Source organism: Streptomyces caeruleatus (assembly GCF_001514235.1).
GTDB lineage: Bacteria > Actinomycetota > Actinomycetes > Streptomycetales > Streptomycetaceae > Streptomyces > Streptomyces caeruleatus.
In genome coordinates, this window is the sequence record NZ_KQ948938.1 from 1 (window position 1) to 14,179 (window position 14,179).

The 14,179-nt window shown below is 67.7% G+C and carries 17 protein-coding genes and 1 pseudogene; 4 read left to right on the forward strand and 14 right to left on the reverse strand.

The features are described 5' to 3' along the window. Window positions 1-330 precede the first annotated feature (330 nt). Window positions 331-564 (reverse strand): annotated as a pseudogene (locus AQJ67_RS46000) (HNH endonuclease); the annotation flags it as partial. Window positions 565-795: 231 nt separating this feature from the next. On the opposite strand from AQJ67_RS46000, the gene AQJ67_RS35145 reads away from it, so the two are divergent. Continuing rightward, entirely contained in the window at window positions 796-1,959 is a 1,164-nt protein-coding gene (locus AQJ67_RS35145) for a Fic family protein (RefSeq protein WP_062723422.1), read from the forward strand. A 94-nt stretch (window positions 1,960-2,053) separates the two neighbouring features. On the opposite strand, the gene AQJ67_RS35150 is transcribed toward AQJ67_RS35145, so the two are convergent. The 9 genes from AQJ67_RS35150 to AQJ67_RS35195 form a co-directional block, all read right to left on the reverse strand. Next, a complete protein-coding gene (locus AQJ67_RS35150; protein ID WP_208615096.1) occupies window positions 2,054-2,416 on the reverse strand; it encodes a glutamate ligase domain-containing protein in 363 nt (120 codons plus the stop codon). Further along, a complete protein-coding gene (locus AQJ67_RS35155; RefSeq protein WP_062723683.1) occupies window positions 2,416-2,940 on the reverse strand; it encodes a C39 family peptidase in 525 nt (174 codons plus the stop codon). Before AQJ67_RS35155 ends, AQJ67_RS35150 begins: the two co-directional genes overlap by 1 nt. A 36-nt stretch (window positions 2,941-2,976) precedes the next feature. Next, window positions 2,977-4,032, reverse strand: coding sequence for a D-alanine--D-alanine ligase family protein (locus AQJ67_RS35160; RefSeq protein ID WP_244190680.1), 1,056 nt, complete (start codon window positions 4,030-4,032; stop codon window positions 2,977-2,979). Between the two features lie 32 nt (window positions 4,033-4,064). Further along, window positions 4,065-4,874 carry a diaminopimelate epimerase gene (gene dapF / locus AQJ67_RS35165; RefSeq protein ID WP_062723427.1) on the reverse strand — a complete coding sequence of 270 codons (810 nt, stop codon included), beginning with the start codon at window positions 4,872-4,874 and terminating at the stop codon, window positions 4,065-4,067. Window positions 4,875-5,259: 385 nt separating this feature from the next. Further along, window positions 5,260-5,802, reverse strand: coding sequence for an NUDIX hydrolase (locus AQJ67_RS35175; protein WP_062723432.1), 543 nt, complete (start codon window positions 5,800-5,802; stop codon window positions 5,260-5,262). Then, window positions 5,799-6,185, reverse strand: coding sequence for a hypothetical protein (locus AQJ67_RS35180; RefSeq protein ID WP_244190681.1), 387 nt, complete (start codon window positions 6,183-6,185; stop codon window positions 5,799-5,801). The genes AQJ67_RS35175 and AQJ67_RS35180 overlap by 4 nt, the downstream gene beginning before the upstream one ends. 95 nt (window positions 6,186-6,280) lie before the next feature. Beyond that, window positions 6,281-7,126, reverse strand: coding sequence for a helix-turn-helix domain-containing protein (locus tag AQJ67_RS35185; RefSeq protein ID WP_062723436.1), 846 nt, complete (start codon window positions 7,124-7,126; stop codon window positions 6,281-6,283). 27 nt (window positions 7,127-7,153) lie between these two features. Further along, window positions 7,154-7,666 carry a DUF6879 family protein gene (locus tag AQJ67_RS35190; protein ID WP_208615097.1) on the reverse strand — a complete coding sequence of 171 codons (513 nt, stop codon included), beginning with the start codon at window positions 7,664-7,666 and terminating at the stop codon, window positions 7,154-7,156. Continuing rightward, window positions 7,644-7,874 (reverse strand): hypothetical protein, encoded by a 231-nt coding sequence (locus AQJ67_RS35195; protein ID WP_062723440.1) that lies wholly within the window; start codon window positions 7,872-7,874, stop codon window positions 7,644-7,646. Before AQJ67_RS35195 ends, AQJ67_RS35190 begins: the two co-directional genes overlap by 23 nt. 359 nt (window positions 7,875-8,233) lie before the next feature. On the opposite strand from AQJ67_RS35195, the gene AQJ67_RS35200 reads away from it, so the two are divergent. From AQJ67_RS35200 to AQJ67_RS35210, 3 genes are all read left to right on the forward strand, one after another. Continuing rightward, on the forward strand, window positions 8,234-8,914 hold the full coding sequence (locus AQJ67_RS35200; RefSeq protein WP_079056361.1) for an SPDY domain-containing protein: 681 nt from the start codon (window positions 8,234-8,236) through the stop codon (window positions 8,912-8,914). Between the two features lie 99 nt (window positions 8,915-9,013). Then, the gene (locus AQJ67_RS35205) at window positions 9,014-9,460 is read left to right on the forward strand and encodes a hypothetical protein (RefSeq protein ID WP_244190682.1); all 447 of its coding nucleotides are present in this window, start codon (window positions 9,014-9,016) and stop codon (window positions 9,458-9,460) included. A gap of 91 nt (window positions 9,461-9,551) precedes the next feature. Further along, window positions 9,552-10,250, forward strand: coding sequence for a hypothetical protein (locus AQJ67_RS35210; protein ID WP_062723446.1), 699 nt, complete (start codon window positions 9,552-9,554; stop codon window positions 10,248-10,250). A 68-nt stretch (window positions 10,251-10,318) separates the two neighbouring features. Here AQJ67_RS35210 and AQJ67_RS35215 read toward each other — a convergent pair whose 3' ends face one another. The 4 genes from AQJ67_RS35215 to AQJ67_RS35230 form a co-directional block, all read right to left on the reverse strand. Continuing rightward, on the reverse strand, window positions 10,319-10,711 hold the full coding sequence (locus AQJ67_RS35215; RefSeq protein ID WP_062723448.1) for a hypothetical protein: 393 nt from the start codon (window positions 10,709-10,711) through the stop codon (window positions 10,319-10,321). A 50-nt stretch (window positions 10,712-10,761) separates the two neighbouring features. After that, window positions 10,762-12,438, reverse strand: coding sequence for a relaxase family protein (locus AQJ67_RS35220; RefSeq protein WP_062723450.1), 1,677 nt, complete (start codon window positions 12,436-12,438; stop codon window positions 10,762-10,764). A gap of 4 nt (window positions 12,439-12,442) precedes the next feature. Beyond that, on the reverse strand, window positions 12,443-12,844 hold the full coding sequence (locus tag AQJ67_RS35225; RefSeq protein ID WP_208615098.1) for a plasmid mobilization protein: 402 nt from the start codon (window positions 12,842-12,844) through the stop codon (window positions 12,443-12,445). A gap of 320 nt (window positions 12,845-13,164) precedes the next feature. Next, window positions 13,165-14,148 carry a DUF2637 domain-containing protein gene (locus AQJ67_RS35230; protein ID WP_279616914.1) on the reverse strand — a complete coding sequence of 328 codons (984 nt, stop codon included), beginning with the start codon at window positions 14,146-14,148 and terminating at the stop codon, window positions 13,165-13,167. Window positions 14,149-14,179 lie beyond the last annotated feature (31 nt).

Consider the following 14,179-nt stretch of genomic DNA (forward strand, 5'->3'; position numbering starts at 1 on the left):
GCTGCGACCTTCCCCGCCACGACAGACTGGAGGAGGTCGTCGCGTAGGCGGACCCTGAGCGTGTCTCAGGCCGTTTCTGGCGCGCCCTCGGCAGCCACCAGGACGGATACCCGTCACGCGCTCGATTGATGCCGACCTTGCGGCTTGCGATCGGGCTGACCATCGGGGCTGGCTCCCGCCGGTGCGGTGGCGGCGGCGCTGTTGCTCTGAGCGGGTGCGCCATGCTTGACGGTCGGTGAGCCGTTGCTTGGTCCCCTGGCGTGGCTACAAGCGGACCTGCCCCGTGGCCTCGGCCGGACGTGGAGTGCCGTGGAGCACCTGGCCAGTGTGTCAGGCGTGGTTGGCGTTTGCGACAGGGCGGGTACCTGGCTGCGGGCCAACGAGCGGGCGGCCCGCGAGGTATATGACGTGTTCGCGGGCGGCGGGGCTGTGGCCGACGAAGCGTTGGGAGACAAGGATGCGGTGGCTGTCGCCGATGCCAAGGACACCCTTGTCGAAGGGCTTGTGGTGCGGCGAGCACAGGCACAGTCCGTTGTCGACGTCGTCCGGGCCGTCGAAAGTCCACCCGGAGCACGTAACCCGCAGCTGCTACTGGGAACGCTTGCTGGCGCGAGGGGCCGACCGTGCCCTACGTGCCTCTAGTCGATCCTTCTGGGTGGAGTTCAGCGCACACTAACCGCGCCATCTTGCACGGAGGCAGTGCCGATGTAGCCTGTCACAGTAAGGGACAAAAACTTGCGGATATTAGGGATTGTAGGTCTCTCACCTGCAATTTCATCGGGGTTGGAGCTGACGGTGGGCACGACGTACCTTGAGTCACACCCGTGGATCTCATTCAAGATCAATCTGCGTGAGTTGGACCACGTGACGTGGATGCTGCTCGGCGAAGCCATCTCCAAGTGCGAACACATCTCCGGAGTGCCGCTGCAGCCCGAGGTGGCAAGGAGGTTGAACGGCGTGTACCTCACTAAGGGCGTCCACGCCACGACTCAGATCGAGGGCAACACCCTCTCGGAGGATCAGGTTCGCAAGCGGATCGAGAAGGACCTGAAGCTGCCACCTTCCCAGGCATACCTGGGGCAGGAAGTCGACAACATCGTTGAGGGCTACAACCTGATCATCAAAGACGTCCACGAGGGGCGTCCCCTCACGCTCACACCGGAACGCATCAAGCACTTCAACGCCATCGTCCTCAAGGACCTGCCGCCGGAAGAGGGCGTTGTCCCTGGCGAGGTACGTACGGACAGCGTTCTTGTCGGCAACCACTACCGCGGCGCGCCGGCTGCTGAATGCGAACAGCTCCTGAAACAGCTCTGTGACTGGCTCAATGGCTTGTCAGAAGCGCCCGAGTCCCTCCAACAGCCCGTTGCCCTTCTCTCGGCGATCCTCGCGCACCTCTACCTGGCCTGGATCCACCCGTTCGGCAATGGCAATGGGCGTACCGCACGCCTCATGGAGTTCCAGCTCCTGCTCGCGGCTGGCGCGCCCACCGTGGCCGCCCACGTGCTGTCCGACCATTACAACCGAACACGAAGCGAGTACTACCGTCAACTAGCGATCACCAGCAGGCCGCCGTACGACATCACCGGCTTCATCCGCTACGGGCTCCAGGGGTTCGTCGACGGTCTACGCGAGCAGATCGAGGAAATCCGAAAGCAGCAGATGGTGGTCACTTGGCAGAACTTCGTCCACGAGGAGTTCGAGGGAGCAGAGACCCCGGCGTGCCTGCGTCAGCGCCGCCTTGTGCTGGATCTCCCTTGGGGCGAGTTCACACCCCTGGCACAGATCCCGGTGCTGACCCCGAGGCTGGCCCGGGACTACGCGGGTAAGGGTGCGCGTACTGTCCCTCGCGATGTCAACGCGCTGATCAAGCGAGGGCTGGTAATCAAGAAGGGCAGAGGCGTGATGCCGTACACCGACCAGCTCCGAGCCTTCCTGCCGCTGCGCGTCCAGAATTAGGACACCGGATCCGGGCCGCCTCAGCCTCTGTGACATCACCTCGTGGATCATGCGGCCTCGTGAGACGCTCACTGACAGCTGGCTCGGAGCAGGCTCACAGGCCCGTGACGGCCTGCCCGTTGAGTGCCTGGGCGATCTGCCAGAGCTGACCGCCGCGGGAAGCCTTTACGAGTACGACGTCACCAGGGCGGAGGATGGATTCGAGGTAGGCGGCGGCGGTGCCGTTGTCGCCTACCAACGCAATGTCTGGCACGCCCGCCGCGCCTGCGGAGAGGGCGAGTTGCTTGGCGAGGTCTCCGCCGACTGCGACGAGGAGATCGACACCGTTTTCGGCCGCCATACGCCCGACCTCGTGGTGGGCTTCGACGGACTCGTCGCCCAGTTCCAGCATCTCTCCGAGTACGGCGATCCTCCGGCCCCCTGCGGCCTCGGTCGTGTCGCCGTCTGTCTCGGTCATCAAGACTCTCCGTTGTGAATCAGGGGCGCGAAGGTGATCGCGCGGCCGGTGTAGGAAGCGGATACGCGGCTGAGGGGGGCCCGATCGTGCGTCTGGCCCCAGGCCGACGGGTCTCGGAAGTGGATCGTCGGGTCGGGGCCGTCTTCCGAGCCGCGAAGGATGACGAGGTGTCCGCCGGTGCGGCCGTCGTCGGGGAACTGCTCGGTCACGGACACGATGAGCGGGGCGTCGTCGAGGCGTCTCGTCAGGTCTTCGACCGGGACGGGCTCGGAGGTTGAGGGGACTCCGAGGTCAGTCGCCAGGCTCGCGATCCCCGCGTGGAGTGCTCCACGCGGGGTCAGAACTTCATGCTTGACCGCGAGTTTGAGGAGTTCCGTAACCGTGGGTGCTTCGCGCCCGTAGGCGAGGAGGATCATTCTCAGAGATGCCAGGCCGCACGCCCGGTTGGACCATTCGATCCTGTCGCCTAGTGCCCAGCCTCCGTGCAGTTCCCACTCGGCGGGGGCGATGAGCTGACGGCACATGGGGACATCGTGGACGCGCGGCACAGTGGCGGGCTCCTACGGCGAGACGGCAGCCTCCCGAGTCAGTGTGGTGCTGGAGAACGCGGGAGTGGGCAGGGGGACATCGTATGGCGGGCGGGCCAGGGCCTCGTGCAGCATGGCCAATACGACGTCCGTGTGCGTGAGTCCGACCATCGCTGCCCCCACCACGAAGTTGCTGTCACGGGACATGCCCGGTGTGGTGTTGACCTCTAGCACGTATGGCTCGTTGTCCTCGGTGAGGATGAAGTCGATGCGGGCTGAACCGCGCAGCCCGAGTCCGTCCCACAGTGTCCGCGCATCCCCGGTGATCGTGTCCAGCACATCGGGCGCCAAGTCGGCGGCGCGCACGATTACCGCGCCTCTGGAGTTCACGTCGAGCTTGGTGTCGGCGTCGTAGAAGTCGGCTTCGGTTGCCTCAGTGATCAGTGGTGGGAAGACGACGACCGAGCCACCCGGCAGCTCCAGCAGCCCCACCGTCATCGGCGTGCCGGTCACGTACTCCTCGACGAGCACGGCCGCACCCTCGTCGCCGGCGGCGTCCGCCAGGGCGCAAGGCAGGTCCGCCGGACCACGGACGAGGCTCATGCCCACGCTGGACCCGCCGAAGGGCGGCTTGACCATGACGGGGTGCCCGTTCCAGGCCATCGTGCCACCGGACCAGGTGTGCCAGCCGGGCGTAGGGACGCCGAGAGTCAGCATCACCCGCTTGCAGAGAATCTTGTCGGCGGCAACCGCGGATGCCCCGACTCCGCTGCCGCAGTAGGGCACGCGGAGGTAGTCGAGCAGGCCCTGCAGCCGACCGTCCTCGCCGTACGGTCCGTGCAGGTTGGAGAGAGCCACGTCGTACTCGACCAGTTCCATGATGAAGTCGGGCTCGCACGGATTCAGTACCTTCCAGCGGGCGCCGATCTCTTCCAGCGCTTCGGCCAGGGCGGTGACAGAGCGCTGTTCGACGGGACACTTCGAGTGGTAGAGCCTGTCCTCGGCGGACACGGGCCCGTAGATGAGGGCAACGCCGAGGCCCTGGCGGCTTTGCCCCCACTCACGAAGCTCCTTGGCGGCCTTCTGCACCGCAAGGTCCGAGCTGGGGCTGAGGAAGAGAGTCATGCGAGTACCCCTTCGAAGGTGTTGGTGACCAGGCCACCGACCCAGTGAGTCCGGTTCGGCCGGGCGTCGTGCGGGCGGACCGTGAGCGGCTCCCCGGCGCGGTTGTGGACGGTGACGGCGCGTCGCGCCACCAGTCCGCGCATCGTGGCGACGACGGCGGCTGCGACTGCCCCGCTGCCGCACGACAGGGTCTCCGCCTCCACCCCGCGTTCGTAGGTGCGGATCTTCAGCGCCTGGTGGCCGGCCGACTGGACGAAGTTCACGTTGGTCCCCAACGGGGCAAGGTCGGCGTGGTGGCGGACAAGGCGCCCGACCATGACCGCGTCGATGGCGTCCACGTCGTCCACGATCGCTACGACGTGCTCCGTGCCGGTGTGAGCGCTGTCGAACCATGTCGGCCGGCCATTGATGACGGTCTGCAAGCGCCGAGGGAGAACTGCACCGACCTCGGCCGTGACCCACACGGAGTTGTCGGACACGACTGCTTCGTGCACCACGCCGGCCATGTGGAGGCTCATCTGCTGGAAGCCGTGATCACGGTGAGCGGCCCAGGCCGAGCACCGCAGGGCGTTGCCGCACATGGTGGCGATCGAGCCGTCCGCGTTGAAGCAGGTGATTTCGAGGACGGCAGGGCTGTTACTGATCAGCCTGCTGATGACCAGGCCATCCGCGCCTACGCCGGTACGCCTGGCGCATAAGCGTTCCGCTTCTTTGGGCCATTCCTTGCCGCCGTCGGGCCCGTCCGACCCGGGGTCGGAGAGAAGGACGAAGTCATTTCCTGCGCCATGGATCTTGCGAAAGCGCATGGCAAAGCTCCTCGCATGGTGAGGTGAGAGTGATGATGCGATGCCCGAACAGGGCGGTCAGCGGAAGTCGATGGGCCGGTATGTGGTCCGGGCTTCTCGCATGATCCAGGGCTCTCGCCCGGCAAAGATCAGTACGCGGTGGGCTGCGGTGCCGGCGGACCTCATGTCCTGGACTCGTTGGTACTCGCCGTCGAGGTAGACGAAGTCACCGACGCGGACATCGCTGGGCGGCCGGGTGCTTCCTATGGTTCCGACGGGCGGAGGGGGTATGGAGGGCGGCTCCTTCGTCCTGCGCTGGTACATCAGCCCCTCCAGATGCCGAGCAGAAGGGAGCCGCCGATTGCGACGAGGCCCACTACGTAGGCGAATTGTTGGTATCGGGGGTTCATCGGGTTCCGATCAGGTGGTGCTCCAGGCGGCAGCGGACTGACGGGATGCCTATCTCCGGCAGGGGCACCCAGGCCGCTGCACCCGTCTCAAGCAGCGACGGGAAGACCGCGCCCGAGTGGGCCCGGAAGAGGTAGCGGATGCCGACCCGGAGCCGGGGCCCGTACCGGTGCTGCCCCGGCCTGGTCACGTCCACCAGGAAGGGCCCTTCAGTGCCGGGCTGCGTCCACACGTCCCGGATGCCGGCCTCCTCGGCCAGCAGGCGCAGGGCGGCCTCGCTGAGGGAGTCGTCCGCGTCCTCTGGCTCCGCTTCAGCGAGGGCATAGCCTCCCTCGTGCCGCAGGCACAGGACGCGGTTGCGTTCGTCGAGGACGACGGCTCCGGTCATCACGAGGGGGCAGCGCTGGTCGTGGGTGCAGGCTCGGCGCTGCGCGTGGTCGCGGCCCGCGTCGTAGACCGGCATCAGCGCCATCCTGTCGGCGGGGTGCTCGTGGAGGTAGCGGGAGAGTTCCCGAACGATCTGGTCGTCCCTGACGCTCACAGGGCACCCAGCCCGTTCCGCTCGGCGTAAACCCACAGCAGCCGCCGGGTGAGAAGGGCGACGTCGCGGAGGTAGAGGTAGGTCCCGAAGGTGGGCGTCTCGGCGGTCGGCCGGTTCGTGAGGTCGACCAATTTGGTCCCCTGGCGAAGCAGCTGCCGTACCTCACTGTTGCCGTCGGCGCCCAAGTCCTCGCGGAGCAACCGGTTCAAGTGACCAGCGATCGTGGGCAACTGCCTGTCCATCGCCGCGCGGGTCGTGGTGCCCATCTGCAGACCGAGGACGGAATTCGTTTGCGAGGAGATCGCCTCTACGTCGATGGGGATCTCGTCGCCGCCAGTCTCCTCGGCCGTCTCCAACGTCTTGCCGGTGCTTGCCACTGTCATCACTGGCCCTTCCGGAGCACGCTTTCAGCCGTGCCTATAAAGCTAGGAAGGAAGCTGGATGGGGCTCCACGAGTGTGCCGGAACTTGCCGGGCATTCACCCCAGGGATTCAATGGCGGCGGTGATGAGTTCACGAGCTGCGGGGCCGTAGACGGCAAGTTCTGCCAGCTCGCTGAACGTCTTGGCATACATGGCAAGTTCGTGCTTCTGGACGACGGTGAGATGCGCCGAGATCAATTCGACGTTCACCAGCTCGTCGTCGTACAGGAAGAATCCCTCGACGGGCCACAGGCCCGAACGGTCGGCGTCCTGGGGGATGATGCCGATGCTCACCGACGGGAGCGCCATGACGCTGAGAAGGTATCCGAGTTGGCCTGCCATCACGTCAGTGCCGCCGATGCGGTACCGCAGAACGCTTTCTTCCAAGAGGATGGCGAACGTGTGGTTGCCGTAGACGACCTGTTGCTTCTCCACACGCACCTTGACGGCCGCCGGCACATCGTCGATGAGTCCTCGGCGGTCACGAATGGACGTTAGAAGCGCGGTGATGTACGACGCCGTCTGCACGGGGCCGGGGATGAGCCACGGCGAGTAAATTCGAAAGCGCTCGGTGCGCTCCCACAGGGGAACAACGGACTCCTGCGCCCACTTCAGCCCGTGGCGCTCCATCTTGCGCCACTCGACATACATGCCCTCAATTCCGCGGGCTGTCGAGACGAGATCCTCAGCCTCGCCCTCGGCGCCGCACGCGGAACACCAATCGCGAAGGTCGCGCTCCGAGGGCGAACGGGCGCCGCTCTCGAAGCGCGATGCCTTCGACTCATGCCAACCCAGGCTCTGGGCCAGCGCTCGCTTGGTGAGTCCGGCCGCATTCCGGATCTCGGCGAGGCGTTGTCCGAGCGCTTTGCGGGCTTCCTGGACGCTCGAAGATGGTGATGTCATGTCAGTGCGAGGGTGATGGTCGAACTGTCAGGCCAGCTCGAACTGCGCGTGCGGAGCTGCGCGCTTCCACACGGCCTCGAAGGCCGACTCGCAGAGCTTCGCTACTTCCGGGTCCTCCGTGAGTTCGACCTCCATGTTCTCGCCCTCACCGTCGAAGTGGTTGACGAGGACGAGGTTGGAGTCGAACAGCCAGAAGTCGTTGCCCGGCAGCGCGATGTCGGTGGCGTTCCGCCGTGAGAGCCACCGCACGCTTTCACCGGCGGCGATGTTCAGTCCGTCGGTCACGTCGTACTCGAAGCGGATGTACTCGCTGACCGGAGTCGAAACGACGCGGGCGCGTCGAACCTCGACGCCTCGCACGGTCGCCTCTGTGACGATGGCGTGCCAGTCGGCCCAGCGCTCGGCGGGATCGAGGACCACACCCGCCTTCCAGTCGATGAAGGCCGGGTCCGACTTCATGTAGGCGTCGCGCATCTCCAGATGGACAGCCGTCCTCTGACAGTCGCGGAACAACTCCTCAAACGTCGGGGGCCTCGTCATCCTTCTTCACCTCCAGGAAGAACTGCACCATGCGCCGGGGAATCTCCACCACCGATTCGTGGCCGGGGATGTCCATCTGGCCGAGGCGCTCGGCGTCCTCCACCTTCCACCCCTGTACGAGGTAGCTGTCCTTCTCCTCGTCGAGGTAGATGGTGGGCGAGCCGCCACTGGGACTCTCCGGGTCCTTGCCGAGCTTACGCAGGGCCATGATGTCCTCCTCGGATGCCGGTAACGATCTCTGTGCCAGAGCTTGCCCGCAACTGAGTCGTCGAGCCAGGAACTTGCCGAAACTTGCCAGGAGTTCGGGCGGTGACCCCAAGTGAGCAGTCCGGCGGGCAGTACACGGACGTTTGTATGCGGCCTACTGCGACAGTGCATCAGTTCGCCGGAGGCAGACAGGGGAAGATCCCGCAACTACTGGTGCACGGTGAACAAGCATGTCAACGTGGACACCCTTCCGAACCCCCCGGTCTCAGCGACCGCTGTTGACCTGTCCCCGAGCCTACGGAGGCGCCCCTGCAACCGCACGACCCCAGCAATCCCTTCCAACCCGAACTGCCGGACCCGGTGTGCTGGGTGTCCCCGCGCCACCTGGCCGGAGATGACGATGCGCTCGCCGAGCGGATCGGTGACACCCTGGCCGGCCTCGGCTGGCGCATGTGGCCGACCTCCCGCCACACCCTGCTGTACGTCAGTCCTGACGGGCTGCGCGGCGCCGAGTGGATCCTCGCGGCCTACCCGTTCGAGCTGGGCGGACTGCCGGTGGCCTGGCAGCTGAGTGCCCGCTCGCATGCCACGTCCGTGATGCCGGAGTGGAACGCGTACTTCACCACCGGTGTCCCGTACGAGGCGCTCGCCGATCTCCTCGTGGCCATCGACGCCCGTGAGGCGGTCGGCTTCGCGGGACCCGAGATGGTCCTCAACGCGCTGAGCGCCCGGGGCTGGATCCGTGACATGGACCATCCCCGCACCACTGCCATGGACCCTGGGTTCTCCACTTCCGTCTCCCTGGAGATGCTGCCGCCGCTCATCGAGGACGCTGACCCGCGCCCTGACCTCGTGGGCTGGCAGGCGTGGGCAGAGCCCGTCCTCGGCGCCCCGTACCTGTGGTGCGCCAGCTTCAGCGCCAGCGTTCCCTACGACCTGGTCGCCGCGTTCGCGTCTTCACTCGCCTCTGCAGCCCCGGTGCCTCGCCGCACCGTGCCCGAGAGTGCCGAGGGCCGGCTCACCATCGTCCGCCGCAGCTGACGACTCCTGCCCCGAGAAGCCGCTGTTGTGCGGCTCGTCGCCAAACCCTCCAGCAAAGGCACGCCCTCGTGCGCGCCAGAAGACAGAGAGGAAGGGATCTTGTTCTTTCGACGTGCTCGCGAGGACCGCGCACTTCGTGAAGCCCAGCGCGCGGGCCACGAGGCGCTTCCGCGGTTCCAGGCCACGCAGGCGTGGCTCGGCTTCCCCAAGCCCACCGCACCGGCTCCGACTGAGGAGGAAGTGGTGGCGCCCGACTTCCTGCCCCCAGACCTGCGAGTGCCGTCCCGCCAGGAGGTGGCCGGGCTGATGATGCGCTGGCTGCAGCCCCTCGTCATCGGCGGCGAGGTCCGTACCTGCCCCGGGTGCGGGGCGTACCGGGACTGGATCGTCTTCTGCATGCGCGACGACTCGATCTGGCTGCGCTGCCGCGCCGGCCACGACACGAAGGAGCCCGGTCTGGACGCGGCCTGGTACAACCGCAACTCCGGTCCCGTCGACCGGTTCCACCCCACCCCCGAAGAGGGGCTTCGCCACCTCGGCCACTGAACCCCCGAAATCCGTCCATCTCTTCGCATGCCGGTGCCCGGAGGGCCGGCCTGGTCAACCTGTCCGCTTCGCAGACCGCCAAGGGGTTCGCATGCGCCTTCGCACCACGACCGTCCTCAGCCTCAGTGCCCTCACCGTCCTTGCCATGACGGGCTGTTCGACGGCAAACGCTGATTCCGTCGACCCGACGTCCTCGACGACTGTCTCGGTGCGCCCGGACGGCGAGAGTGCCCGTGTGTTCGCTCCGCTGTCCTCGGCCGCACTGGCCAAGCGGCTCCTGGACAGGAGCGACCTGGGCGAGGGCTACACCCGCACGCCGCAGCGCCCCGCGCAACACGACGACGTGACCGTGATCGGCTGCCCGGCGCTGGAGAAGCTCGGCAGCGAGGCCGCGGTCGGCGGGAGCTTCGACTTCCCGCACAAGGCGAAGGCGTCCTTCACCTATGCCGGTGGCAGCAACTCCGAGGTGGCCGAGGAGCTGTACAGCGACGCCGAGGACAAACTCTCCCGAGAGGTGGGGCGGATTTTCGAGGCGATGACCGCCTGCCCCACCTACCAGGTCCTCACCGGCAGTACCCCCGTCACGGTCACGACTCGGAAGGTGCCCGTCGCGCGGCGGGGCGACGAGCAGTGGAGCCAGTTGCTGACCTTCATCGCTGGCGGGCGCAGCAGCATCGTCAAGCAGACGGCCGTCCGTACCGGGACGGTGGTCGTTGTGGTCTCCGGTGTCCCCGGCCTGGTCGATGCCCACGTGCGCAAGGCGGTCGCCAAGGCCACGTCTGCGGGGTGAATCGGCAGCCGCTTCGGTCCAGCCGCAACGGCGGCCCAGTGGGTGGGCCGCCGTTGGTGTATGTCCGGTCAGCTTTCTCCGTGCAGGGCGCGATATTCGAGGGTGTCTTCCGCGGTGACGATCTCGGCGAGGCGCTCGAACTCTGCGTAGTCCTCATCGGTCATGATCTCGACGGCGTCGCTGACCACGGATCCCTTGGGGAGCTTGGCGAAGTACTTCATGAGCAGCTCGACGAAGGCGTCCTTCATCTCGTCGAGTTCACGCTGCCATTCGGCTTCCAGTCGCATCTGCGTGTGCGCGGCGGCTACCTCTGCCTTGGTGGAGGTGGCCAGCAGCGCATGCTCGGCGCGGGTGAATGGACGTCCGTCGCGGTGGTACGGGCGCGTCCGGTCGTCGCGACGGTCCAAGTCCAAGTCGGTGATGAGGACGACGACTTCGGGGCGAATGGGGGAGTGGGGCATTGTCGATTCCTTGGGTGGTGTCGTGAGGTCGGTGGTGCTTGTGAGCCTGGTCAGCGCCGCCGTGCCTGAGGCTTCTGCGGGTGCGAAGCTGTGGGGTTCAGGGCGGTGTGCTGTGCATTGGCTGCTTGGGCTCGCGGGCCGGGTGCGTGGCGTTCGCCGAGGCGGCGGATGCGCCAGGTCAGGGCTCGTGCGGGGCTGTGGGCGTCGTTGAGCGTGCGCTGGCTGAGGGCCCGGTCGAGGATCGCGGACGGGTTGTGTCCGGCTGCTTCCGCCTCGGCGAGCACGGTGGCCAGGGCATCCCAGGCTGAGTCGGTCAGGATGCGCTCGGCGTGTTCGGGGACCGCCTGTTTCAGGTGGTGGGCGTAGCGGCGTTGGGTCTGCGGGCTGGGTGCCCGGCTGGCGAGGCCGGTCAGGACCGGTCCGGCGATCTGCACGTATGCGGCCTGCAGGTGGATGAGGGTCTGCTCGGCTGCCGCCTGCTGCTGGGCGTGCTGGCGGGTGCGGTGCCAGTGCATCGCGTAGGCGACCGCGGTGAGCGCGACGTCCAGCAGCATCGCCAGCCCGGCACCGTCGCCATGCCGCGAGGGGTCCTTCCAGATTGCCTGGACACTGAGGCGCAGGGCGCAGGCACTGGCGTCGTCGGCAGCGATGCGGGAGCGGGTGGCGCGCTCGAAGGCGACGGCGGCGCGTGCGAGTTCGGCCCGCACCGTGGCGGGGGCGGTGAGCGGGAGCAGGTCGAAGGCTGCTCCGAGCGCGGCCAGCTGGCCCTGGGCCACTTCGTCGCTGCTGCGGGTGAGGTGGTGGGGGATGCGTTCGGTTGCGGCGGTGGCCTGGTGCCAGGGGTTGCCCGGCCGGACGGTCGCGGGCTCGGGGCTGGTGGTGGTGAGTCGTCGGCGGATCTGGGGGAGGGAGAGGTCGCCGGCGAGGGTGGAGCCGGCGTAGAACACGGGCTCGCCCTTGTCGTTGGTGTCGCCGGGCAGGGCGAAGTTGCAGCCCAGCGCGTCGCCGGAGGGGCCGAGCTTCAGGCGCACGGTTACACCCGTCGCCTCCAGCAGGGCGAAGAACTCGGCCTCCGTGGAGGCAGCTGCCATCGCGCGGCGGACCCGCAGGCGCAGGATCTCGCGGGAGGTGGCGTCCTGGCCCAGGCGCTTGGCCTTGAAGTGCTCCTTGCTGGTGGGGCGTTTGGCGGCGGTGCCGTCGCCCGGCTTCAACCGCCTCAGCCCGTAGTCGACCTCGATTTGGCGGGCTTCGCGCTGGACGGCCCGCTGGTCGTAATCACGTTGGGGGCGGCGGCCGTCCTGGCGTACGAGGGTGGCGGCGATGTGGATGTGGTCGTCGGCGTGGCGGACGGCCACCCAGCGGCAGGCTTCCTCGTCGCCTGCGGGGGCGATGCCGGCAGCGGCCACGATCCGGCGGGCGATGTCCGCCCACTGGGCGTCGGTGAGGATCGGGTCTTCGGGCGCGGCACGGACGGGGCAGTGCCACACCGTGTACTTGGGTGCCTTGTCGCCCAGCATCCTCACGGGCTGGTCGAGCTGTGCGGCGAGCTGGGCCTCCACCTCCTTCGGGTCGCGGTGCGGGCTGCGGCCGGGGTCGGGGGCGAAGTCGTTCCAGGAGGCCACCAGGTGCGGGTCGACGTGCTCGTTGGCCCGGCCCTTGCCGAAGAGGTAGCCGATCGTGCGGCGCGTGGCCTGTGGCCCTTTGCCGAGGATGATCTTCGGGATCAAGGGCTCACCGCCCCTCGGTGATCTGGGCGACCGCGGTGTCCACCTCGGCGATGGACACCTCGACACGCTCCAGGAGCCGTCGGACGGTGTCGGGGTGGGGCCAGGAGCCCTCCTTGTTGAGGTGCCAGGTGAGCTGGTTGAGGTTGCTGCCGACCATGCCGAGCTGCCGGTTGGCGGCCAACAGCGTCTTCACCAGAGCGCGGTAGTCGGCGACGGCTGCGGTGGGGTCGTCGGCGCGGGCGGCGGCGAGCGCGCACTCGGCGACGTAGCCGCCGGGCTTCATGCGGCTGAGGGCGGCGGCATTCTTCACGAGAGCGATCTCGTTGTCGTTGTAGCGGGGATGGACGCGGTGCTCGCGTAGCTGCTTGTCACGCAGACGGCGACGCGGCGCAGGCTGCTGCGACACGCTCGACGACGGCTCACTGCCCCCTGCCTCGTTCGGCTCCCCCGGGCCGGCCGACCGCGGCGCCCCTGCGCCGGGCGCCTCCGCACCCTCCAGGGCGGGGGTCGGATAAGGACTCCTTATCCGACAACTTGCTGCGCTGTTAGAGGTGGTGGTCATCTCCTGGTGGGTGGTGGGCTGTTCGTGGTGTGGGTCGTGCATGGGTGGGTTCTCCGTGGGGTGCTGGGTGCTTCGCTGTGCGCGGCCTGCCCCCATGCCCGCGCTTGTCTGCCCGGGGCATGGGGTGAGCCGGAAGGGGTGGGACGATCGGTGCGCTTGCCGGGTCAGGCGGCGCCGACGGAGGCTGTGTCGAGTTCCTTGTGCCGCTGTGAGGCGGCCTTGTTGAGTCCATCGGGAGGCTCGGCCTCGAAGCCGTCGTACGCGGCGGGCTCGGCCTGGCCGGTGCGCTCGGCCTGGAGCTGGTCGCGCAGGGCGCGGGCGCGCTTTTGACCGATCCGTAGTGCGCTGCGCAGACGCTCAGCACTCAGCTGGTCGTCGCTCCATTCGGCGGTCAGGAGTCGGGCCTCGTCGAGGACTTCGGCGTCGGTGCGGTTGCGGTCGGCGGTCGACTTGGCGTTGGCGGAGAGCCGACCGATCGCCCGACGCGGGGCGGCTCCGGTCGACTCCGCCACGGCAGCAGACCGGGGCGGTCGGGTATCGGGGGCCGACTCGTGGGTCCCGGTCGGCCGAGTAACGGGTGCCTCGGTGACCTTGACGGGGGTCGACTCGGTCGGCTGCTCGGGGGCCGATCCGGCCTGGTCAGACCTCGACCGTGCCGCCGATTGGTCAGCTTGCTGACTCCCCGACTGGGCAGAGGCTGATTCGGCGCAGTCGGCCGCCTCGGGGTTGTGGTGCAGCACCTTCGCCACGAGGTCGGACCCGAAGTAGATCGACCCGACCGGGAGCGAGGTCGCCAGCAGGACGAGAGCCCAGTTCGCAGGGTCCCAGCCGACCAGCTGGCCCCACTGGACCGACGTGGTGTGCAGGGCCGGAACGAGGCCGTGCACGTAGTTCAGCAGAAGGCTGGCGATCGTGTAGGTGGCCAGGACGCGCAGCGCGAACTTCCGGTCGGCGCCGGTCAGCACAAGTGTGGCGATCAGCGCGAGGGCCATCAGACCGTCGACCACGATCGGGTAGAGCAGGGCGGCGGTGGAGTCGGCGCCGATGGCGCGGGCCACATCGGACAGCGCGTTCCACGAGACCCGGAAGGCCATGAGGACGACCGCCACCAGGCCGAGGACGAGGGCGGTACGTCCCTTGTGTTTCACGCGACGACCCCCAGTGGGTGAGATTGCCCGG